The organism is Chitinophaga sp. YR627, from assembly GCF_900114995.1.
Taxonomy (GTDB): domain Bacteria; phylum Bacteroidota; class Bacteroidia; order Chitinophagales; family Chitinophagaceae; genus Chitinophaga.
On the sequence record NZ_FOUX01000001.1, the window covers coordinates 1,446,928 to 1,469,373 of the forward strand.

Here is a 22,446-nt window from a genome sequence, read left to right on the forward strand (position 1 = left end):
ACCTACTTCACTCCTGTAATATCAATTCTGTTCCATATGTCGGTGAATTCAATGGTATCAAAAAAGGCGATTACTTCAGTAATCTTTCCATGTTCCATTTTCATGTACCAGGAATACATGTTGTCATAGGGTACGCCATCTTTTGCAACGGCAGTGCCATGCCAGAGTGCTATCACCATATCATCTTCTGCAAAGAGGCCTTTGAGTTCAGGGGTGATCTTCTTGGAAAATCGTTCATTCAATGGATTGATCACTTCCGTGATAAATGCCTGTTTACTGGTATATGTTTTTGAAACCGGGCTGTTGCCGGTAATTGTCCATACGACATTATCTGCCAGCAGATCAAAAAAACTACCTTCAGACCTGGCCCAGCGTTCAAATCCTCTGCGTATGATCTCTTTGTTTGTCATGGTCTCATTTTTAATGTGCGTCTTCTTGCAGGCAGATAATAATATAAGTGTTAACAGTACGCCAGATAACAGACATAAGCTTATCCGGCGAACGTGTATATGTAGCTTTCCCATAATGATTGATTGGCCGGCGTATTACAGCGCGTTCTCAGGGATAAATAAGTGGAATGCCTGGTAACACGCCGGCGCGACAAATTGTTCTTTAAATGGTTACATCCCAGGCTTTCTCCTGGTGTTCTTTAAGCATGTCTTCGACGAACTTCGGTACTACGTTCCTGAATTTCCCTTTATCTGAGGGTACAATATTGACCATTGCACCGATCATTTCTTCAGGGTCAAGCCTGCCCTGAGGCGTTCCCAGCAGAGAATCGAAAACGGCTTTCATATCGGCCCGCTTAGTAAAATTCTTACTATCGTCGAGCCAGCGGAAAGGATTGTCGGCCATTGTTTCATTATAACCTGTAAGGTAGGCACCAGGATTGATCGTCTGTACCTGGATATCGTATTTCTTTAATTCTGAAGAAAGCGCTTCCGCGATTGCTTCCAGGGCATGTTTTGTAGAGACATAGATACCATATCCATCGGGAGTGAACAACCCACCCATAGAGGAGGTAAACACCACTTTCCCTTTTCTTTTTTCACGTATCAGTTTAGCGATGAACTGTTGCACCAGGTGTAGCGGAGCAAAAACATTTGTTTCAAAGTTTTTGCGTACGAGGTCAACCGGGATTTCGAAGACTGGTCCGGCTTCACCTATACCTGCATTGCTGAGCAGAATATCGTAATCCCAGGTGAGCGCGTAAGCCACATCATATGGATCGAGGAGGTCCAGTTTTTCCACCCGCAGGTTCTTTTGCAGGTTGAGATCTATTGCCTTCTGGCGAAGCGGGGTAACCTGTGGCGAGATCTGAACGCCTGCAATGACTTCATGTCCCAGTTTAGCCAGGCCGATGGCTGTTCCTTCTCCTAAACCGGAACCTGCTCCGGTAATCAGAATTTTTTTCTTGTCGCTCATAATATTGCAATTGTTATTGGTGAAAAAATCTGGTGAATTAAATTGTGCTGCCAGCTGTTGCGATCAGCAGGTCCTGGGGGACAGCCCCTCCGGAGATACCTATGTACCCGATGATATCGTTGTTCCTTAATATGGGTAGGCCGCCAGGGAAGCCTACAAGTCCGCCGTTAGTCTGCGACAGCCCATAAGCATGTGCCTCGGGTTTAAGGAACTCGCCGACCATTTCGGAGCTTGTGCGGAAGAGCATCGCCGTTTTTGCTTTTTGTAAGGCGATGTCTATTGATCCGATAAAGGCACTATCCATGCGAACGAAGAATTTTAAATATCCGGCCGTATCAAGAATGACGATGTTGACCGGCACCTGTATTTCGGTCGCTTTTAATTCTGCCTGCCGGGCAGCGGTTGTCGCTTGTTCCATTGTAATTTCCATGGAATATTATTTTGGGTGAATGTTCTTTTGCTTGAGGCTTCCGGGTTATCCGGAGTCATCTCCGATGGTATAAAGTTGCGAAGCAAAATTTGCAAGCTGTTTACCATTTGATTCAAATGTGTTGACTGATTAGTGCATCGTTGTATTATGCTGTTTACGGAAAAGTTGTATAGTGCCCATGATGAAGAAGATGTTCAGTCCTCCGTTTACTTTGTCCTGTTCATACGCATAAGACATATCAAGGTTGAACCAGGGTAGAATGTCGCTGGAAATACCTGCTGCTATACGATTGCGCATCCATCTCTTCTCATTGATCAATACCCAGGCTTCATCAAAAGAATAGACCCGGGTAGGTCGTGATTTGCCCGGGAGAGGCCATGTCAGCCGCAACCTGTTCCTATAAATATGCATATCTGCGGCCTGCTGCCGAAAGCGGTTCCAGATAATATTTCTGTCCTCCAGGATGATGCTGTTCAGTTTTGTCGTCAATATACAACCGGTCATGAATGAGTGTTCAGCAATAACAGGGCCTGCCGGTGGATGGTAATTAATATATAGGTAAGCCGGATTGAGTATTAGATGTTTATTGATCCGGATATATGACTGCAGATATAGCAGGTGGGTGTGCTGGTGGGTGGATAATGCATATTGTGCAGAGAGTTTAAGTGTCTCTGAATATTGATAGGTGATCCCGGGAATGATCCAGGCAGTGGTAGCGGATTGTTGCTGACCAGGAAGGCCTATTGATATAGATAAAGTCAGGTATAAGAAAAAGCAGGCCCGCAACAGGCAGATAGACTTTGCGCTTTGGGTGGCAACTGTTGGATGATCCCGCATAACCAGTGTTTCATTACCACAAGATTATTCTTTCTATGCAAGGCGGGTTATGCAAAATCGTTCAAAGTAGTTGTCAGTTTTGTTCAGGGAACGCCTACTTACACTCCCTTGTATCCGTCTTAAAGATCTTCCCCTTTTGATCAGTCCATACATATATAACAACGGTTGCTTCTTTGCCCTCCGTCCGTTCTATCCTATACATGGAATTAGCCGAAAGGCGAAATAACTTATTCTCTATTTTTATCATTGAAGATACCGTCGAGATATAGTACTGCGCACCGATCTCTGAAAAAGGCATGCTTGACGGAATGGGCTTCATATAGTCGATCCAATAAATGGTGACAGCTTCCTCATCGGGAATTGACTCATTCTGAAGGGTAATCTGACCAATGCCTTTGAAACTACATGACCGGACACGCTGTGCGTCTACATCAAAATACATTGAGTTGATAGGAGAGGTGCTACAGGAGCAGAAGAGTAATATGCTAAGGAGGAAAATGGGTAAGGTCTTCATAGGTGGTCTCAAGATAATATATTATTAAATAAAATAAATCACCTATCCCGGCGTTTGCTGGACAACATTTTGTTATTATCTTGGCCGCTATGTTCAGCTTTTTCAGAAAGAAACCTAAGTCCGATACCTCCTCACTGGATGCATTGGCCATCTATGTAAATAAGGACAAATATTTTGTGCGGGTAGCACACTTCATGGAAATGAATTATTATCAATCTACTATAACAGTGACCGATCCCCATGGGCCACGAATGATCACGATGGATCCCTGGCCGGAAACAATTTTCCTGAACGCAAACGGGAAACTTACTGTGAGGGAATATATTGAAGAAACAGCCAGGGCCTATAACGGCAACGTGCCGGCCTTGCTGGATAAATGTATTATTGAGGAGCTGGAAAAGCTGGTATTTGAATTGAGGATTATTGAATTGACAGATGTGCCTAATGCTATCAGACCTGAATTTGAGAAACCGCGACCAGGTGCTAAGAAGTAAGATCACTTCAACCTGAAAACCCATTCACTATCTGCATGCCAGTCGTCTTCAATATCACTCTTACCACAACAACAAGCACCTAAGCCCTGGCCCCAGTCCCAATGGTGAACAGTAAAAACACTGGGCAGATTATCTTCATCTTTGATAGGCGTCATGGCTATCACCAGGGTTTCTTCATAGGGTTGGTCATAGGCCAACCGGAGACGCGGTCCTAATTCGGGCGGACATAAAGCTAAGCCGGCTTTCTCCGCAGCTGCAAATATATCAGCATAGCTAACACCATCTTCAAGTCCTAATGCCCTGAGCGTTGTCCTTATCAGTGCGATCTCGGAAGAAATGTGTCCGGTACTAAATTCCGGTGTATGCATGATATGCCAGGGGGAAGGGTCGATCATGTGTTTATGCGCTTTCAGCGATGCTGCCAGTTGCTGAACACCCCAGGCTTCACCCAGTGTGATCTTTTTCCAGATAGTAAGGTTTTCCATAGGTTATTGAATAAGTCCACGTAAAGTAAACCAATTTTGTTCAATAGCCAATCTACTATCAGCAAGCAGACTGGCTATTCAAAGTATACGATCATTAGGTTATTTCAATCGGTCCTTCAGCGCTTCACCACTCGTTTCCCGTTTATCATCTTTCATCGTTCCTTTACCCAGTCTATAGGTAAATGAGAGCACCGCGTACCGGCTATCCGGATTATACCGGTTATACAGTTTCAGATCGCTGTATGCGATCCGGTAACGGTTGATATTGCCCTTTGTCACGTCATTCACCATCAGCTTAATATGCCCCCTGCTATGGAATACGGATTTTTGTACACCTGTTGACACCTGGTAACGGGAATATAAGGTAATTAGACCATCGAGACCACCGGAGTTATAAAAGCCATTTAATTCGGCTTTCCAGCCTTTTGTCAGTGTGAATGTCTGCTGACTGTTCCAGGTGAATGTAGTACGCTGGTACTTTGTATGGCTGATCTCGAAGGTATTGTAATACAGGTTGACCACATTGTTGCTGCTCCACCAGGAGAAGAGGTCTTTGCTGGCGGTAATGCTGACACCTACGTTTGTGGAAGTGCCAATATTCGCAGGTGTCTGGTAGGTTACATTACCACTGGTCAGACCAATGAGCGTACTGACCACATTGGTCGCCCTGCTGTAGTTCACCACCGTATGGACCAGTGACCGGTAACTATATCCCAGTTCTACCGCATGTACCAGCGAAGGCACCAGTTGCGCATTCCCTTCATAATAGGAGAAAGGATCTTCGTATACCCGGAAGGGGTTCATATCCCAGAAGGTAGGGCGTTGTATGCGACGGCTGTATCCCAGTTGCCATTTATTATCTTTCTTCGTCGTATGAGAGAAGAACAGACTGGGGAAGAGCTGGAAATAAGAACGTGTAAAAGTTGTATCCAGCGTAAGCTGTTCACCTTTGGTATGGGTGTATTCACCCCGTAAACCTACCTGCACCGTGAAGGATTGCCATTCTTTTTTAATATTCAGATAACCTGCCTGGATCTGTTCTTTGTATACAAAATGATTGCTGGTATTATTATCCTTTACATATCCTTCGGCAGCCAGCGTGTCGTATACCAGATTGTTTTCCATCCGTACCAGACTTCCTTTCCATCCGGCCTCGACATTGATATTATGGGTCAATGGCAGTGTATAATCCACCTTAGCGGCGTAGATATTGTTGGTGGAAGGAATATCGCCGACCCTGGAACTGGCAGGTCTTAATAGCTGTCCGGAATGACTGTTATACCGGGTATCCAGCTGCTGGTCCATTCTGTCAAAATGATAGACATAGTCAAGATCGGCAGATAACTTATGTCCTTTGTTGTTAAAGAGGTGCACATAGTTCAGATTGTACAGCATATCCTGCCAGCGTTGTTTACCGACGGTTAGCGTACTGGCTTTCTGTAGCAGACTTTCGCCATACAGGTTGTTAGTCGTAGGTTCCTGTGTAGGGAATTTACCGAAACCTCCGCTAACCATTACGCCAATGCTATTGGCGGAGTCGATTGTCCAGTCTAGTCCCGCGCGGAAATTATTGGAGCCTAACTGAGGTAATACCTTTGTAAATTGTTCACTGTATTGTGCTGTAAAATCACGTCTGATATAAGTACGGTTTTCATAATTGGCGAAGTACTGATTGTAGGTACCGAACAGGTTTACCTTTGCCGTACGGTAATTGAGTGATAAACTGCCTCCGGCCCGTGCTCCACGACCAGCACCACCATTAAGGGATATGTTGCCATTAAGACCCGCACGTACCGGTTTTTTCAGGACGATGTTAACGATACCGCCGTTACCGGCAGCATCTTCTTTAGCGGAAGGATTGGCAATGATCTCTATCCTGGATACATCGGAAGAAGGAGTGCTGCGTAATAAGTTCATCAGCTGATCGCCGGAGAGATAGGTCGGTTTGCAATTGATCATGACCACACTTCCCGTACGCCCTTTAATGGCAACACCACCATTGTCATTGACCGTCACACCGGGTGATTTACCCAGTAATTCCAGTGCAGAACTCCCTTCTGATAGCACAGTCCCTTCCACATTCATCACCATTCTGTCCAGCTGTTGTTCTATCACCGGTTTACGTCCTGTAATCGTAACGCCATGCAGCTGTTCGTCTTTCGTAACGAGGACCAGACTACCCAGCAGCTGTGTAGACGCAGCAGGAGTGAGCCTGATCACATGACTGAGATGTGGGCGGTACCCCATGGCATTCACCTTCACCAGGTAATTGCCATGCTGAAGGTTGTCGAATCTGAATTTTCCCGTAGAATCGGAAAGCACCCGGTAGACATTTGTAGAATCGGGTAGTTTGATCAGGGATACATTTACATAGGGGATACGCTCCTGTTGCTGGTTGTGTAATTGTCCGGAGATAGATTGTGCATAGCTCGTAGATGATAGTATCGCAAAAGTTGATAGTATGAATAGTACATTTCTCATTTTCTCGTTTTTTTTCTCTTTCCCCACCAGATATAAAATCCTGTAACAGGTAAACTGGTACAAATCAGGCAGGCGAGGAAATACAGGGTTTTGGTGACGCCACCGCCAATAGCGCCCACGTGTAAGGCATAGTTGGATCGCATCATCCAGGTGGCGGCAGGAGCGTCTTTAATATTGGATTCCGAACTGGATAACTGACTGAGTGTCTGCTGATCGAAATAGATGGATCGCCAGCTGCCATTAGACATATCCGTACAGGTGTAAATCGCCTTATCCGGTTTCTCCGGAATGTGTATACTGATAGCGCTTGTGTTAAAGTGGGCATATTGGTGACGCACCTTCTCCCACACGAGATCTACTTTTTTGTGCAGACTATTGGTATCGGCTGGCAGATTTTCCAATGGATGGATGGCAATGTTGGGTCCTTTCTTTCCTCCCGCAAGGTTGAATACGCCTGTTCTGATAAGCGGGAAGGCCATGATTAGTCCGGTGAAAGCCATTAATACGGCGAAGACCAGACTATAAAACCCCAGTACATTGTGCAGGTCATAATTGATGCGTTTACGTTTGGCACGCAGCTTTACTGTAAAGCTGTCCTTTACAGTCTTCTTATTCCACTTTTTAGGCAACCACAGTACAACGCCGGTGATCAACAGAAAAAAGAAAATGGCTGTACTCCACCTTACCACCTGTATGCCCACTTTCTGCGGCATCCAGAGCAGGGTATGTCCTTCTTCAATAAAATCAAAAATATCTTCGTGATCCAGCTCTGCCAGTACTTTGCCCGAATAAGGGTGTACATAGATGAGCGTATCGGAGTTGTCCGGTGTGATCTTCACAGGCGCATCATCCCCGTAATACCAGAACCGGTGAAACTCATGGGCCGGTACCTGTGCCTTTACGCGGGTATATATTTCGGAAGGAGGTAGGGGCTTTGTATGGGCAGGCGGGGTGATATGCCACCAGTCCGCATACATGATCTGCTGCCTGATCTCCTGTTCAAATATCAGCAGACAGCCAGTCAGGCTGATGATCATCACGGGTATACCACACGCAATACCGATCCATAAGTGAAACCAATCGTTTATTTTTCTGAACGTACTCTTTTTGGCAGCCATGTTGATGTAAATAAAAAAGGGGCTTTTAAGGGCCCCTTTCTTTTATTGTTTGAAAGGATTATTTCAGGCGTTCTATACGGGAGATGGAATTGTATCCTCCGGAAATGGCAGTACCTTTGGTAACGGCACCGGTGGCTGAATCGTAGATCCAGATATAGTCAGTTGCCTGACCGGAAACTACCGCAATGTATGCTTTACCATTTTCGACAAATACATTTCTCTCACTACCTGCACCTGCCGGAATTTCAGCAAGTTTCTTCACTTCAGTACCAGTGGACAGGTTGATGATAGTATAACCATAGGTGCTGTTGTTATCAACTGTGCTGATAATGTATTTCAGGAGCGCGGTACCATTGCCCAGATCCATAAACAGACCGGAAGCAGCTTCGAAGCCCACCACATCAGATACCTTTACATGGTAGCCTGCATCCAGTTTAGTTTCACCGTTTTTAATCCTGTAGATGTAGATGGGCGCATTGCCGGTACCACCTGCCCATTTGCTTACCCAGCTGGTCAGGAAATACATATCCTTGTTCTTATCAACAAAAGAAGTGGCAAAGTAGCCGGACGTATTTCCCATACCAGACGTGCGGGTATCCGTAGAAATATCACCGATCTTAAAACCAGGGTAAGATGCCTGAATTTCGCTGATCCCGGCATACATAATAAAGTCAGGATTTCTGAAGCCAACTGCGAAGAACAGGTTACCATTTACATACTGCAGATCGCCACCCACACGGTAGGCATTATAACCAGCAGGTAAAGCCGGCAGACCCGTAAAAGTACCATTGGTGATAGTCATGGTCGTTACATTCACGGTAGAGTAATTGATGGCAGTAGCGGCGGAATTGGTACCGATCATTACAAGGGTATTCTCGTCGATCCAGGTATGACCGGCAAGACTGGCGAAGTTGGTAAAAGGCACTTCTTTTATTGCTTTGGCAGCACCATTGACGATCTGGTATTTACCAAAACGCCCTTCGGTCGTGTTATAATAGTAATAGAAACTATCACGTTTAATTACACTGGCATTGAGCACGGAGGTGACATCCACACCGTTGCCCGAAAGAGTAGCGGTACCTTCTGTAACGCTGTTCAGTCCCATGATATAGTAGCTGACATTCGGCCAGCTGCCCACCTGTACCCACATGGCATAAGAACCCACTTCGGTACTTGGTTTGGTATTGTTATCGTCATTTTTACTACATGCATTCAGCAACAACAAACATGCAATCAGGGAGGAAATTGAAAAGAGTCTTTTCATGTGTATATATCTATTTTAAGAAGTAACGTAATTTGACATAAAAGGCCCTGCCAGGCTTCTGGAGACGGAAATTGTCATAGGCAAGGGTATTGGTCAGGTTCTTGCATTCCACGGAGATATTGTACCGGTTTTGCTGCATGGAATAAGATACCAGAGCGTTGTGGATGAATTGCGTGGGGATCGTCACCAGACTGTTCTGCGTAGCGAAACCTTCCCAGGAACGATAGTACCAGTGCGTATACTGCGAACTCCAGTTAAACTGCAGGCGGGTATCTTTGCCCAGAAGATCGTTCTTGCCGATGCCTAATTCCGCGTTCCCATATAACCAGGGCTGATTCGGAATTTTATCTTTATAGGTGGCCGAGACCGTACCGCTATTGCTGCCGTTCGGGTACATCGTATTGTCAATGGCATTCTGATAGGTAATATTCAAAACAGCGTTGAGCAATTTGTTATAAGTGTAGCGGATCTCTGCTTCACCTCCTCTGACAAGTACGTCGGCCAGGTTTTTATACTGCAACTGGTTATTGTCGGACTGTGAAGCGTAAATAAATCCTTTGGCGCTGCGAAAGAAACCGGCGGCTTCCACATAGAATTCGTGGGAAGCTACTTTCCTGCCATAGAAACCACCAATATTGATATTATCACTGGCTTCAGGATCCAGCCCCAGGTTATTGGATACCTGGTAACTATCGCCAAATACCTCACTGATCTGTTGCAGGCGATACGTATGCTCAAATGAGGCTTTTACTCCAGCTGCCGGCGTAATCTTAAACACGGATGCAAGACCATATCCATAATAGGATTTAAAACTGCTTTGCAGCACGTTTTTTAACAGGTTGTAGTCATATTGGAGTTTGCTTAACTGAAGGCCATAATATTTACCCATGAAGGTATTGGTCCAGCGTTTATCAAACAGGTCCATCTGGTAGGAGAGTCCGCCCAGGTGTTTGGCAATCTTACCCGGCAGGGGATCAACGTCGGTATCCAGGGAATTGTAGGTCTCGTTCTTTGTTCTGTCGAAACTGTAATTCAGGTTTACATGGTGATTTTCAGCCAGTTTATAGTTGGCATTGAAACGACTGAATACGCGGGGCCGGATGATGTGAGTGACACGGAAAGACCCCGTCTCCGGATTACCATCGATATAGGAACCATCCCAGTAGTATTTGCGCTTGGTGGTGTCCGTCAGTACGGATTCATCACGGGAGGTAGCAGCATAAAAATTAAGTCCCAGGCGACCATGCAACAGATTGTCCTTTTTATAACGAAGATTGAAGTTCCGGGCATGTCCGTCTCTGGTTACGCCGCCATACACGATGGATTGTACGATACCGGTCTGGATATCCCGGTCAAAACGGGAATAGGAACCACCGATGAATAAAACATCCGCCCATTTTTTGTTGGCGATACCCAGTTCCAGCTGTCCCATAACAGAGGTATAATTGTCATGGAAGCGACGGAGGTCTTTTTTGACATATTCATTTGCGTCATTGTCCCATATTTCCACGCCTTTCATCAGGTAGTTGTTATCGGAGTGGTTGTAGAAGCCGCTGAGCTTTAAGACGATGCCGGTCGGCTGATGCACGTATTGGCCATTTATAGCCGATTGGTGCGTGTTAAAGGAGCCATAGCTATAGCTGGCATCCAGATAGTTATAGAGGTGCTGATTGGTGATAATATTGACAGAGCCGCCCAGTGCGTCAGAACCTAGTGATACGGGGGCTACGCCTTTGTATACCTCCACTCTGTCGGCAATATTGACAGGGATGTTGTTCAGGGTCATCGTGCTACCCATAATATCGAGGGGTATCCCATCTATAAAGAACTTTACCGCATTCCCGGAAAGCCCGTTGATGGAGAAATTGAAGTCGGAACCTACGCCACCCTGTTCGCGCATCTTGATACCGGTGGTACGGTTGAGTACCTGGCCAAGATCAGCGGTCGAGTTGGCGTAAAGTTTCGTATCAATGGCGTTAATGGAGAAACCGGATTCTTTTAGTTGCCTGGTCTGGCTTTTGCCGTTTACTTCCACCTGATTGATCTGCTGTTCGTTGGACTGTAGTGTAAGGTGCAGGGTGAGATCTGCCTGTAGATCCACCTCTTTTACTAACTTTTCAAAGCCGACGGAGGTGATGATGAGCTGGACTTTCCCGGTGTTGCTGACCTTCAGGGTAAACCGGCCGTTGTCATCGGTCATCGCTCTGTTACTGGTATTGGCTACCTGGATAGATACGCCGGGAATAGGCTGCGACTGCGCATTTTTTACACTTCCATTAATATGGATGGTGGTCTGTGCAGTGGTGAATAATGTTAATAATAATAAAGGTAATAGTGTTAAAACTCTATTGAAAGACATACCTGTGCTGTAATGATTGGTGAAATATTCAATCAGTAGTAGCACAACTTGCCTTTAACCACAAAAAAATGGAAAGTTTTTTTTAGAAAAGCGGATAGGCTTCGGAGGAGTATCTGTGTGGACTGTTTATAATGGCATTTAGTGAAGACTTTCGAGTCGCATGATATAGTTCACCGGACCGTCCAGGTGCAGGCCTTTTCTGACAGACCGGTCCTGTTTATTGTATATCCAGATATCATTTCCGCCCTTACCGTCATTAATGGAGATATACACTGCCGGACCTTCCGCCAGTACGCAGGTACGGGAACTGCCTCTATCTAATGGAAGATCAAGCTTTTGTACGGTCTTTGTCAGCAGGTTGATCACGTAGTATTCTATATGAGGGACTTTGTAATGCTCTTCGAAGGAACCAAAAAGGTCTTTACGCTCGCTACGGATGATCGCCTCGTTATATCCGATATACCAAAGCCCATATGCATGGTTGTGAATGGCAGAAGCGGAAATATTGAAGAAGTAGCTGCTATCCAGTGCCTGGGCGCCTGCTTTCATGCGATAGATAGCGGTAGGTTGTGAGGGATTGGCACCTCTTACGATACCCGGACAGGAGAGAAAGTAAAAATCGCCTGCTTCATCCTCAAAAGTATTCTGCTGTGCCGTATTTACATTGCCGGGATAGGTAGACCGGGCGTCTTTGATGATCTGTTGTAACTGCATACCCGGCAGCATAGTTTGTGCGAGGTATACGGTATCACTGGAGCCATATCCGTTTGTCTCATCCTGATAGTGGTACGTATAGCCAATCCAGCAATAGGGCGAACGGAACTGCACAAAACCCACAGACATGAATTTGAAAGGGGGCTGTGGAGCAGGTATGGGAAGTTCTCCGATGGTGGCCTGCATCGTTTTCACATTGATCCGGGCATATTGCTTTGGGGCAGCAGGTTTACTGCTATTGACAACTAGCACAGAATCAGGTGTATAGAAGACGCAGTTGTCGGGGTACCGGAAGCCGGGGAGTAAGACAGAGTCAATCGCCACGAATTTATTACCAATAACCTGGTTCTTTACGAAATAGTGCGTCTGACTGCTGACGAAGTAATAATAGCCGTCTTTCACGATGGTATAATACCAGATACGCGGGGGAGAAGCGACCAGCACACCATCCCGGATAGGGTAGGCGGTACCGTGATCGAGGGTATCCGTCTGGATAATATATTGTTTGTCCTCATCCGACATGACCATAATGCTGTATTTCTTCGACTGCTGCGGTACAGGTTGTGTACAGCTGCAAATAGCGGCAAGGGGCAGCATGAGGAATAAAAAACGGCTAATAGCTCCCATCCGGCAAAAGTAGGCTAAATTTTAAACTGCTCACTGAGCTGGTTTTTGATCACCGGGGGAAGTTCGAACAACATATTTTCGTTGATTATCAGCATCTCGGAAGACTGCTTGTCTTTATAGTGGAGGGCGATATATGATTCTCCTTCTTTGACATGAATGGCTTTAATGCGGGTCGTACCGTCAGTACAGGTAGTTTTAAAAGAGAGGTTGATATCTTTCTGGGAGACGATCTTAATAGTGCCGCAGAAATTAATCGCGCCTTGTTCTTTATTGAAAGAAGCCTTGCTTTCCCTGCCAAGTTCAATAGTGAACCCCGGAGAATCTGCTGTCTCTGTAGTTAACGGTAAGAACCGGAACAGGCAGAATAAAAGCGCGGCAGCAGCAGCGGTAATGATGGCAACAGGCCTTTTATAGAAAGGCGTGACAGGGCGTACTTCCTGCCAGATCTTGTCTTTCATGGCCGTTCTGTCGAATTCACTGACGAAGGCAACAATATCATCCGTCTGGCCGTCATTCAGCCAGTTTTCCACAGCTGCGCTTTCTTCCGGAGAGCATTCGCCGTTGTGATATTTCTCTATAAGTGCTTTTGTTACCTGCATAAAGATTGCCTCAGCCGATCAAATTTAATAAAAATATGCAAGTAAGGTAGATAGTATACTCCTGGAGGTTGGACTTTAGAAACCGGATAGCTTTCATCAGCTGGTACTCTACTTTTCTTTCGGATACACTGAGGGTAGAAGCGATTTCCTTGTTAGAGAGGCCCATTTCGCGGCTCAGTTTAAATATTTCCCGGCCTTCCGAAGGCAAATAGCCAACGAGTACACGGAGCTTTTGGGAAAGGAAATTGTGTAAGATCTCGTTTTCGGTGAAGTTGACCTCCGTATGCTGACTGTAGGCGATGCTTTTTAAATGGGTAGAGCGGATGCGCTGGTTACGGATGTATTCAAATACTTTCAGTTTGGCCGCACGTACGAGGTAATGTTCTGCAGATTGCGTGATCTCCAGTGTTTCCCGGCGCTCCCACAATGATTTAAATATATCCTGTACCATTTCCCGGGCCAGTTCACTGTCTTCCAGGTTGGCATAACATACATTGTATACTTTCTCCCAGTATAGCTCATATGTGTCCGTGAATATCTTCTCATTGATCATCAGGGGATAAAATTCTAAAAAAAAAGCGGGTGGTTGTAATGTCAGAGGCAATTATTCCGGATTTCGTAAATCAAATTCCCGGTTTGATCAGCGAAGAGAAGCTGGTTGTCGATCAACAGTCCTTACGACCTGAAAGGATCACGGCAAAACTTCAAGACTGATCAGCCAGTCTGTTTTCCCTTTCTTTTCCCCGTAGGTCAGTCTTACTTTATCACCCGGATGTAAAGGCGCTTTATAGTGTTCTATGAGGTCGCCGGTACCCGTTCTGTACTTTTTGATGTGCCGGTCACTGCTATCAGTGCTGACAGCATAAATGACAATGCCGATCACTTCCCGGATGGTCGTGGTTATCACTATCTTATTATGGCTACTGTTTATTCGCTGTCGCCTGGGAATATAATAAAGCAGTACTGTCAGTAAAAAAGGGACCAGGCAGAAGATCAGGAGGCCGGGGAGCGCCGTTTTTCCGAAATCCTTTGTAGCCGCATACCATATTCCGCCAATCAACACAAGTAAGCTTACACAACCCAGACGGATACCTGCGCTGTTTAACAGATCGCTTTTTTCAGCCCCGGTCAGCGGTTGGGTGATCTCTTGGGTGAGCGGATCATTGTAGCTGATTTTCATCAGGTAATGCTCCCCATTCTTTTCTATCAGTTCAAGTGTGACGGGTATGTTAAGCATCCCATGCATGTGCTCGATCTCATGTTTGTAATGCCCGATATCATAAAAGGAGGGATGTACTATTGAGATGTAGGTGTCTGTTGCAAAGCCGTCAAAATGGTAGCGTAACTGGTTCTTTTTAACGATCTCTACACGGCGTAAAGTACCCGAAATGACTTTTTGGGTGCCGTTCTTTAATGGGTATGGTATGATCACAGGATATAGTTGATAATGCGATATAGGTGGTTAAAGCGCCTTAAATATAATAATAACAGTTGTTTTTTGACTGAAGTACAGGTTGATTTATTTGAAATACCTTTTTCCCGGATCGACATTATTTTAGTATCTACTAAATAAAAAAAGTGATACTTTGGTACCTTTAGCCGGAAAAAATTAACTGTCAATGTAGCACTAAACCAGCTGTTGTTATTCCACGTATTATGTGTCATGCGTTTTAGCCGTATGCCTGGATCTCATATGCGATACATTTAATAAAATTCCACCTTATTTGAAGATGACCAGCTTGCCATCACCAAAACCTTATCTGATAGCTATTATCTGCTGCTGCTTTTTTATGTGCGCCAAAGCGCAACGTCCTGTATATATCGATCATACAATGGGCGAGTATATATTTACCTATGGTGAAATAAACTGGTTAGAAGATCGCTCCGGAACCATCGGTTTTGAAGAGATAAGGAGCCGGGATGCAGCAGGCACATTCAGGATTAATACGGATTACTATCCCAAGAACTTTAATCCTCACTCCGTATATTGGTTTAAAGTACAGGTAACCTTTTCCGATTCCATCCCCGGAAATCAGCGCTTATTTGAGTTCTATGACCAGACCATTGAAGAACTGACTGTTTATTTACCGGATGTACATGGCGTATATACAGAACTTCATTCAGGGGCAGGCAATGCATTCAAAAACCGGCTTTACAGACACAAAAATTTCGAATTCCTTATACCTGATATGTCTAAAGGCACCTACGTATATTATGTCAGGATCAAGTCTTTGAACGAGATTAATTTCATCATGGTATACCGGTCGATCGAGCGGTTCATTAACTATGCCCTGGTCGAATATATCACGTACGGGTTATTCTACGGGATGATCCTTGTTTTCTGTTTATACAATCTGCTGATGTTGCTGGCCACCCGTCTCAGCCATTATCTTTATTATGTATTATATATCGTAAGTGTAGGTGTTTATGAGATGAGTACCGACGGCATTGCGTTTCAGTTCATATGGCCGGATATGCCGGGATTAAATGAGTATATGTACGGCATCTCGCTGTATTGTATGAGTATCTTCGCACTCGTTTTTGCCAGGACCTTATTAAGGGTAAAAAGACAGAGTCCACTGCTTTATAACCTGATCAATTGGACCATCGTTATAAGGACATTGTACTTCCTCGTTTGCCTGTTTGCCAGGAAAGAATGGTTTATCTATAAATTTCTTGATTTTATCCCCCTTTTTGTCGCATTTCTTTCCGGGTTTGTTATCTGGTGTAAAGGCTTCAAACCGGCACGTTTCTTTGTACTGGGAAATGCGATACTTTTTATCGGCGCTATTGTCAAGCTGATCACCGTATTAGGTTTTGTGAAGGGATTATCAGGTGTGGTCGGTCATTACAGTATGGTAATTGGTTTTGTGATGGAAATGGTACTCTTGTCTTTTTCCATCGGTGATCAGGTAAGATTGTTCAGGAAAGAGAAAAAGCAGGCGCAGGATGACGCCTTTTATCATATGCAGCATAATCTGAAACTTCAGGCATCCGTCAATCAGCAGCTGGAGGAACAGGTAGCAGCGCGTACCCGGCAACTGGAGAGTCAGTCCAGGGAAATACACGAACAGGCACAGGAGATCGCACGTATGAATAAGTTGCTGGAAAAAGACAATGCTGAACTGAAGACGAATATAGAAAAGATCACGGATGCACGTATTAAATCGGCTGAACTTACATTTGAAGAATTCAGCCAGAAATACCCCGATCAGGAGAAATGTTACAGCTTCCTTGCTGACCTGAAATGGAACAAAGGGTTTACCTGCAGAAAATGTGGGTATGCGAACTACAGTACGGGCCGCAAACCCTTCAGCCGACGGTGTAACAAATGCGCTTATGAGGAATCACCCATGCATGACACGATCTTTGAAAACAACCGGATCCCCATCAATAAGGCTTTCTATATTGTGTACCTGGTATTTACGACTAAAGGCAACATTTCTTCTTATCAGATAGCCGAGAAAACTGACATGCGGCAGGGTACCTGCTGGGCATACGCATCCCGGGTAAAAACCTTGTTAGATATGGAGTCGGGTGCCTCAAAAAAGAGTAAAAAAGGTAGCTGGACCGATCTGATAATGAAGACATAGCGATCCTCAGTCCCCTTACTGTCAAAACTGAATAAGTGCACCGATCGTGACCTGCTTTGCGTTGGTAAACGCGCCATTAAACTGTGTAGTCTGGACAGTACCAGATTCGAGGAATAATTGATCTGTACCCGTTCCGGTTGCTGCATGTCGCAAGGCGCCAGATAGCAATAATGATAAATAAGACTTTAACCGGAAAATACCTGTTACAGTTCCATTCAGATCAAAGCCCCTGGCATGGTGTTTAAAACTGACCGGGTGTTGAAAGGCGTCAATCAGGTTCCAGTCTGCTACAGCATTATAGTTCATCTGACCATACTGTAACTCTCCGGTGAGGTCCAGCCAGGAAGTGACCCTGTAAAGGCCTGAAAATCCGCCTGAAATTCCTTTCCAGCTGGTATTATAAGTACAACGCAGGTTTTTCTCGCCGGACACATACGCCGCATGATCCAGCAGGAATAAGAACTCCTTATTGGCGGCATATCCGGCAAAGATGGCTAAACGTACACCCGGTCTTTGCAGCAGATGGTATCCGCCATACAGCCGGAAAGCAGATAAATACCCTTCATCGGCATCCAGTTGCGCGTGATAGCTGGGCCGCTGACGGTCATCTTCTGCGTAATCGGTGTCCGTGGCGTTCCCTGATCGGATAAAGCTGCGGGACAGTGCGCCTTTGATAAACAAGCGGCTGTTGAGGTTGAATTGCCCTTTTACAGCGACCAAAGGGCCGCTTAACGAGCGCCATTTTACTTCGGAGAGGATATTGGGTGATTGTCCGCTGCCGTTACCCGCTATCGACCATCGCAGATCAGCTGTCTGGTATCCGCCCGTTACCGCAAATTCCACGTTTTGAGCATGGCCGATGATACAACTGAACAGGCATATACCTGTAAATAAAAAGAATTTCATAGCGTATGATGTAGCTTACCCGCCTGGAAGCAGGTCCGGGCGGGTAAACTCAATTTAACAGGTGAGCTACTGATTGACGCCAAAGGCTTCCCAACCAGATATTGTGGCACGGTTACAATTCATTGGCTGTGTTCCGTTTTCGGAACTTACATACTGACCATTACTTCCCCTGAGGGATATTTTACCGTCAGCATTGACAACCCAGTCAAATTTTTCCCAGTCGCCAATAGTTAGACGACTACAGGTCATTGCTTGTGTACCGTTTTCTGATGATACATATTTTCCCTGGGACTGGAGCGCTATTTTGCCTCCGCCAGCATCTACCACAGTAAAGGTTTCCCAGCCGGATGCAGTTGGTCTGTTACAGTTCATTGCCTGTGTACCATTCTCGCTGCTTACGTATTGGTTATTAAAGCCTTTCAGGGTAATGTTCTGGCCTATAGGTGCAGTTGGTGTAGTCGTGGCGCCTGACCATTTAAATGTAGCCGCAGCACCGCCAGGCAGCGAATAGGTAAAGGATTGGCTGCCCCATTTCACTTTAAAGGAAACATTTCCGCCACCGTTATTGAATGCCAGTAATACTTTAGAGCCATCGCTGTTTCTGAAAGCAGTCGTCTGGATGTTGCCGGAACTGTTAGACGCAATTCGTACTGCGCCTGGACGTACGAATTTGGAAACATGTCCGATGATATAGTAACCAACACGGCGTACGATATTGCCTCCGTCGATAGTTACCGCACCCATTGATACGGTGCTGCCGCCTGGTGTATGAGGGCCACCCTGAGAATCGCTGATCAGGTTCCATTCCAGTACAGTTTTAGACCAGTTGTTCAGTGAACCGATTACTACGTTCTGGATGTGCCAGGAGAGGTCTCCGGAAAAACTACCACCAACGGAAGTATATTGTTCCGTGAAATAAACATTCTTATTAGTGGCATTCTTTACGGTCGTCATAGCAGAGATATTACCGCCATAGAGGTGAAACGCAGAACCATCCACATAGGAGCTGTTATTTGCTACATAAGTAGGATACTCTGTGTTATCACAGTTGTGGTCATAACAGATGATCTTGCAGTTAAAACCAGCTCCCCTTAACTTGGGCCCGATATAGTCATTGATCAGACCGAGCTGGTTTTCTTTGGTGAGTGTCATGCTGGGCTCATTGTAGGGATTCAGCGGTTCGTTCTGAGGGGTGATGCCCCAGATTTCAATACCCTGTGCTCTCATGGCGTTCATGTAATCCAGCCAGTATTGACCATAACTTTCATAGTTTTCCGCCTTTAGTGTACCGCCAACGAAAGAGCCGTTTGTTTTCATCCAGCGGGGAGCCGTCCATGGTGTTGCGAGTACTTTGATCGCCGGATTGATCGCCAGGATCTTTTTCAGGATGGGAATGGTATAGGTCAGGTCCGGACCAGACAAACTAAAAGACGCACCATCGCGATAGGTATAGGAATAATCACTCAGGTCGGTGGCACCTACGCCTATGCGGACTACCGAGATGCCGATACCGCTGGCAGGACTGAAAAGTTCATTTAACAAAGACGATTGTGCAGACGCTGACAGGTTGTTGATTAATTTGGCGCTCCCCTGGGTCAGGGTGTATCCGAAACCGTCGATACCCTGATAAGTAGTTCCCTCGTTCACTGTAATTGTTGTGCCACTGGTGCCTGCATCAGGCGCAAATGTGACATTACCCTGTTGTTGCAGGAGCGCACTCTGGTTGCCGGTAGTCATCCAGATGCTTACAGACTCATTTGCCCTCGCAACTGTCTGACTGCCATCAGCTTCATCTGGTGTATTAATGTTCTTTTTACATGCATAAAATGCAATACAAAGCATGCCTGCGGCGGCAAGCCGAAGATAAATTTTTCTCATTTTGTGGATTTTTACTGGTTAATAATTGGCCGATTGATGTTAGCTCAGGCAAAGCTTGCTAAGTCATAGGATCTGATATTTATGGTTAAAGGGTACTTATTACTCTTCATAATCGTGGACGTGGATAGCGATAATAGTGTACAGATAATTGACTCATGGCTCAGGATGAACAGTTGGTTAGGCTGTCTCCTGAATGCTCAAATTTATCGAAATAAAAGTCAATAAAACAAAGAAATGTTCTCGCAAAATGCTGATTATCAATAAATGAGAAGGTGATTTAATTCACTTAAAACACATGTTGCACATAAAAAGAGGCATTGAAAAACATCACTTTAGATTTGTGGATTTTCCGGGTAATGACACTTTTAATACACTTAAAAAACATTTGATCTATTGCTCAATGAGTGTGCTGTTTTCCTGTCTGATAACCCCTTTGTCACTTTCCGGCAGATCGTGCAAACATTGGTTACAATCGTATAAAGCTCCTGCGGCCTCTCGCGAATACCTGCTATATCAAATGAAATGGCCGCAAAAAGTAGCTGTCTTTTTGCGGCCATCGTTATGAATCAGTTGATGATAATCTCCTTAAACAGCTTTGTTCCACTTGGGGAATAATCCGAAGATATCCTGGTGTTGCCTTAATAAGGTCTTTTTCAGCACGTCCGGACAGTCTGTATACCCCGTATCATGGGTTACATACCAGTATATATTTAAGGCTTCAATATTTTCTCTGGTCATCTGTTTTTTCCAGGCAATATGTGCAGGTGTTTTTCCAAACTGCTGACCATTAACAATTTCATCTTTGAGCCCCCCTAATCCTTCTTTTCTGATGGAGAGGGTACCATCTTTTTCAACCTTACCTGAATGGCCGATATAGATGAGCTCAACTCTTCCCTTTTTTAGCGCATAGATAACATATACGCCACTTTTATCAGCAGGCGCATTGCATACCTTTTGCAAATCCTGTTCTGGAGTGAGAAAGAAGTGGTCTTGTGTTTTGTATTTGTCTAGAATGTCAAACATCTTGTAAAGATAAGTTATCCCGTCGAATCATTATTAATGTCTACTTCAGCATAAATAAGACGTAAAATAATAGCAGGTCCTCTTTTTGCAAAGATTGCAGTAACAACTTCATGGCCTTGCTCATATGCTTTTCAATAGCGCTCTGAGAGAGCTGCATACGTTCCGCGATCTGTTTGTAACTCATGCCCAGCTCCCGGTGCATTAAAAATATAGTGCGGCTTTTTTCGGGTAGCTGTGCAATGGCCAGGTCCAGTTTATGCAGATCAGGCTGCGTCAGCTCAGCTGCCTGTACAGGCAACGGTGGCATTGTATCCAATGTTTCCATCCAGGTTTCAGGCAGCCGCGCTTTTTTTCGAATAGCATCGATCAACAGGTCTTTGGCTACTTTTTTTACCAGGGGCAGCAGGTTTTCTGTATCCTGCCAGGTGCCCATTTTCAGCCATACTTTCAGGTAACATTCCTGCATGATATCTTCCACGAACGCACTGTCTTTACTGTACTGTGAGAGGAAACCATAAAGCTTGTCACGGGTGTTGGCAAAAAGGTAGTTGAATTGCTGTTCTTTATCAGAGTAACTCGTCCCCATCATATATTCAGATGTTTTAAAGGTAGGACCTCCATGTTACGTAATTGTTAAGCCTGTGTAACTGCATTGAGGTAAGCAGGCGTTTTTACGGGTTAGTTGTAAAGATGTCAATACATGCCCTTAGATCCTTTACAATTACAACGTTGGATAGATGGAACTTCTGATGATACCGAACGTGCGGAAATAGAAATGCTGCTGGCTACTCAGCCTCAGTTACTGGACGATCTGTTGAATGAGAGCTGGGATAAGGCGGACGCGGTCATGCCGGCGGAAGCCAGTGACCGTCTGAAGGCTGCTCTTCAGGCAAAACTTAAGCTACGGGGACGTATACGGTCTATGTTATGGCGTGCAGCAGTGGCGGCCGTAATAATAGGCGTCATGATCACATTACGCCGGCACCGGCAGACTGATTCACCAGCCCCGGCGCCAGAGATGGCTATTCAGTGGAAAACCGTTGTAAACACGCATGCTAATATCGTAAAGATCACTTTGCCGGATAGCTCTTTTGTATGGCTGCACCAGAAAGCGACATTACAATATGTTACCCATTTTAAAACGAACCGTCAGGTCAAACTATCAGGGGAGGCCTTTTTTGAGGTAGCAGCCAATGCGCATCCGTTTACACTGACAGCTGGTAGCTTACACACCACCGTATTGGGCACACAGTTCAATGTAGAAGCTTATCCGATGGAGCAGATGACACGTGTGTCGCTGATAAGCGGAAAGGTAGCCGTAAAATTTGCTGCCGGGGAGGTAGTACTGCAACCAGGAAAGGCGCTTATCGCTGATGCACAGGGCGTGCGGGAAGAGTCCGTGAATGTACTGCTCAGTGATGCCTGGACAGGCAATAGTCTGGTATTCAACCACCTGCCGTTGGCGGATGTATTAAGACGTATAGGCGATCATTACGGAAAGCATATCAGGTTTGACGCCCCTTTGCCAACCGGTTTGTATTTTAATTCTGTATTACCGGGTAATGATCTGAAAGCCGCATTATCTAACCTCTCCTTTGTATATAAACTGCATTTCCACCAGCAGGGAGACACTTTGCGGGTGACACTATAAAAAAATCCTCCGCAGGCCAGCGGAGGACATCGCAAACATTTACTGTTT

General features: G+C 45.3%; 21 protein-coding genes. 3 read left to right on the forward strand and 18 right to left on the reverse strand.

Annotation, left to right across the window (positions count from 1 at the left end; genetic code table 11):
* Window positions 1-2 precede the first annotated feature (2 nt).
* The 5 genes from BMZ72_RS05240 to BMZ72_RS05260 form a co-directional block, all read right to left on the reverse strand.
* Window positions 3-410 carry a nuclear transport factor 2 family protein gene (locus BMZ72_RS05240; protein WP_089805941.1) on the reverse strand — a complete coding sequence of 136 codons (408 nt, stop codon included), beginning with the start codon at window positions 408-410 and terminating at the stop codon, window positions 3-5.
* A gap of 202 nt (window positions 411-612) precedes the next feature.
* The gene (locus BMZ72_RS05245; protein ID WP_089805943.1) at window positions 613-1,425 is read right to left on the reverse strand and encodes an SDR family oxidoreductase; all 813 of its coding nucleotides are present in this window, start codon (window positions 1,423-1,425) and stop codon (window positions 613-615) included.
* 37 nt (window positions 1,426-1,462) lie between these two features.
* Window positions 1,463-1,843: a GlcG/HbpS family heme-binding protein gene (locus BMZ72_RS05250; RefSeq protein ID WP_255373114.1), complete on the reverse strand. Its 381-nt coding sequence runs from the start codon at window positions 1,841-1,843 to the stop codon at window positions 1,463-1,465.
* 141 nt (window positions 1,844-1,984) lie between these two features.
* Window positions 1,985-2,692, reverse strand: coding sequence for a DUF2490 domain-containing protein (locus BMZ72_RS05255; RefSeq protein ID WP_089805947.1), 708 nt, complete (start codon window positions 2,690-2,692; stop codon window positions 1,985-1,987).
* Between the two features lie 94 nt (window positions 2,693-2,786).
* A complete protein-coding gene (locus BMZ72_RS05260) occupies window positions 2,787-3,206 on the reverse strand; it encodes a putative periplasmic lipoprotein (protein ID WP_143087608.1) in 420 nt (139 codons plus the stop codon).
* An 89-nt stretch (window positions 3,207-3,295) separates the two neighbouring features.
* Here BMZ72_RS05260 and BMZ72_RS05265 point away from each other — a divergent pair, with 89 nt between their 5' ends.
* Window positions 3,296-3,700 (forward strand): hypothetical protein, encoded by a 405-nt coding sequence (locus BMZ72_RS05265; RefSeq protein WP_089805951.1) that lies wholly within the window; start codon window positions 3,296-3,298, stop codon window positions 3,698-3,700.
* A gap of 2 nt (window positions 3,701-3,702) precedes the next feature.
* On the opposite strand, the gene BMZ72_RS05270 is transcribed toward BMZ72_RS05265, so the two are convergent.
* From BMZ72_RS05270 to BMZ72_RS05310, 9 genes are all read right to left on the reverse strand, one after another.
* Window positions 3,703-4,185, reverse strand: a complete 483-nt coding sequence (locus tag BMZ72_RS05270) for a hypothetical protein (protein WP_089805953.1) — start codon at window positions 4,183-4,185, stop codon at window positions 3,703-3,705.
* A 99-nt stretch (window positions 4,186-4,284) separates the two neighbouring features.
* Window positions 4,285-6,666 carry an outer membrane beta-barrel family protein gene (locus tag BMZ72_RS05275; protein ID WP_089805955.1) on the reverse strand — a complete coding sequence of 794 codons (2,382 nt, stop codon included), beginning with the start codon at window positions 6,664-6,666 and terminating at the stop codon, window positions 4,285-4,287.
* Complete coding sequence (locus tag BMZ72_RS05280; RefSeq protein WP_089805957.1) at window positions 6,663-7,784, reverse strand: PepSY-associated TM helix domain-containing protein; 1,122 nt, start codon at window positions 7,782-7,784, stop codon at window positions 6,663-6,665. Before BMZ72_RS05280 ends, BMZ72_RS05275 begins: the two co-directional genes overlap by 4 nt.
* Window positions 7,785-7,842: 58 nt before the next feature.
* A complete protein-coding gene (locus tag BMZ72_RS05285; RefSeq protein WP_089805959.1) occupies window positions 7,843-9,048 on the reverse strand; it encodes a hypothetical protein in 1,206 nt (401 codons plus the stop codon).
* Window positions 9,049-9,058: 10 nt separating this feature from the next.
* On the reverse strand, window positions 9,059-11,407 hold the full coding sequence (locus tag BMZ72_RS05290; RefSeq protein ID WP_089807238.1) for a TonB-dependent receptor: 2,349 nt from the start codon (window positions 11,405-11,407) through the stop codon (window positions 9,059-9,061).
* A gap of 138 nt (window positions 11,408-11,545) precedes the next feature.
* Window positions 11,546-12,748, reverse strand: coding sequence for a hypothetical protein (locus BMZ72_RS05295; RefSeq protein WP_089805962.1), 1,203 nt, complete (start codon window positions 12,746-12,748; stop codon window positions 11,546-11,548).
* Window positions 12,749-12,762: 14 nt separating this feature from the next.
* Entirely contained in the window at window positions 12,763-13,347 is a 585-nt protein-coding gene (locus tag BMZ72_RS05300; protein WP_089805964.1) for a hypothetical protein, read from the reverse strand.
* Between the two features lie 10 nt (window positions 13,348-13,357).
* Entirely contained in the window at window positions 13,358-13,951 is a 594-nt protein-coding gene (locus tag BMZ72_RS05305; protein WP_218155205.1) for a sigma-70 family RNA polymerase sigma factor, read from the reverse strand.
* An 87-nt stretch (window positions 13,952-14,038) separates the two neighbouring features.
* Window positions 14,039-14,779, reverse strand: a complete 741-nt coding sequence (locus BMZ72_RS05310; RefSeq protein WP_089805966.1) for a hypothetical protein — start codon at window positions 14,777-14,779, stop codon at window positions 14,039-14,041.
* A gap of 298 nt (window positions 14,780-15,077) precedes the next feature.
* Between BMZ72_RS05310 and BMZ72_RS05315 the strand changes: the two genes are divergently transcribed.
* Window positions 15,078-16,940 carry a 7TM diverse intracellular signaling domain-containing protein gene (locus BMZ72_RS05315; RefSeq protein WP_255373148.1) on the forward strand — a complete coding sequence of 621 codons (1,863 nt, stop codon included), beginning with the start codon at window positions 15,078-15,080 and terminating at the stop codon, window positions 16,938-16,940.
* A gap of 21 nt (window positions 16,941-16,961) precedes the next feature.
* Here BMZ72_RS05315 and BMZ72_RS05320 read toward each other — a convergent pair whose 3' ends face one another.
* The 4 genes from BMZ72_RS05320 to BMZ72_RS05335 form a co-directional block, all read right to left on the reverse strand.
* On the reverse strand, window positions 16,962-17,846 hold the full coding sequence (locus tag BMZ72_RS05320) for a hypothetical protein (protein WP_089805970.1): 885 nt from the start codon (window positions 17,844-17,846) through the stop codon (window positions 16,962-16,964).
* A 66-nt stretch (window positions 17,847-17,912) separates the two neighbouring features.
* Window positions 17,913-19,724, reverse strand: a complete 1,812-nt coding sequence (locus BMZ72_RS05325; protein ID WP_089805973.1) for a glycoside hydrolase family 30 beta sandwich domain-containing protein — start codon at window positions 19,722-19,724, stop codon at window positions 17,913-17,915.
* 585 nt (window positions 19,725-20,309) lie between these two features.
* Window positions 20,310-20,747 carry a hypothetical protein gene (locus BMZ72_RS05330; protein ID WP_089805975.1) on the reverse strand — a complete coding sequence of 146 codons (438 nt, stop codon included), beginning with the start codon at window positions 20,745-20,747 and terminating at the stop codon, window positions 20,310-20,312.
* 40 nt (window positions 20,748-20,787) lie between these two features.
* Window positions 20,788-21,336: an RNA polymerase sigma factor gene (locus BMZ72_RS05335; RefSeq protein ID WP_089805977.1), complete on the reverse strand. Its 549-nt coding sequence runs from the start codon at window positions 21,334-21,336 to the stop codon at window positions 20,788-20,790.
* 111 nt (window positions 21,337-21,447) lie between these two features.
* Here BMZ72_RS05335 and BMZ72_RS05340 point away from each other — a divergent pair, with 111 nt between their 5' ends.
* On the forward strand, window positions 21,448-22,398 hold the full coding sequence (locus BMZ72_RS05340; protein WP_089805979.1) for a FecR family protein: 951 nt from the start codon (window positions 21,448-21,450) through the stop codon (window positions 22,396-22,398).
* Window positions 22,399-22,446 lie beyond the last annotated feature (48 nt).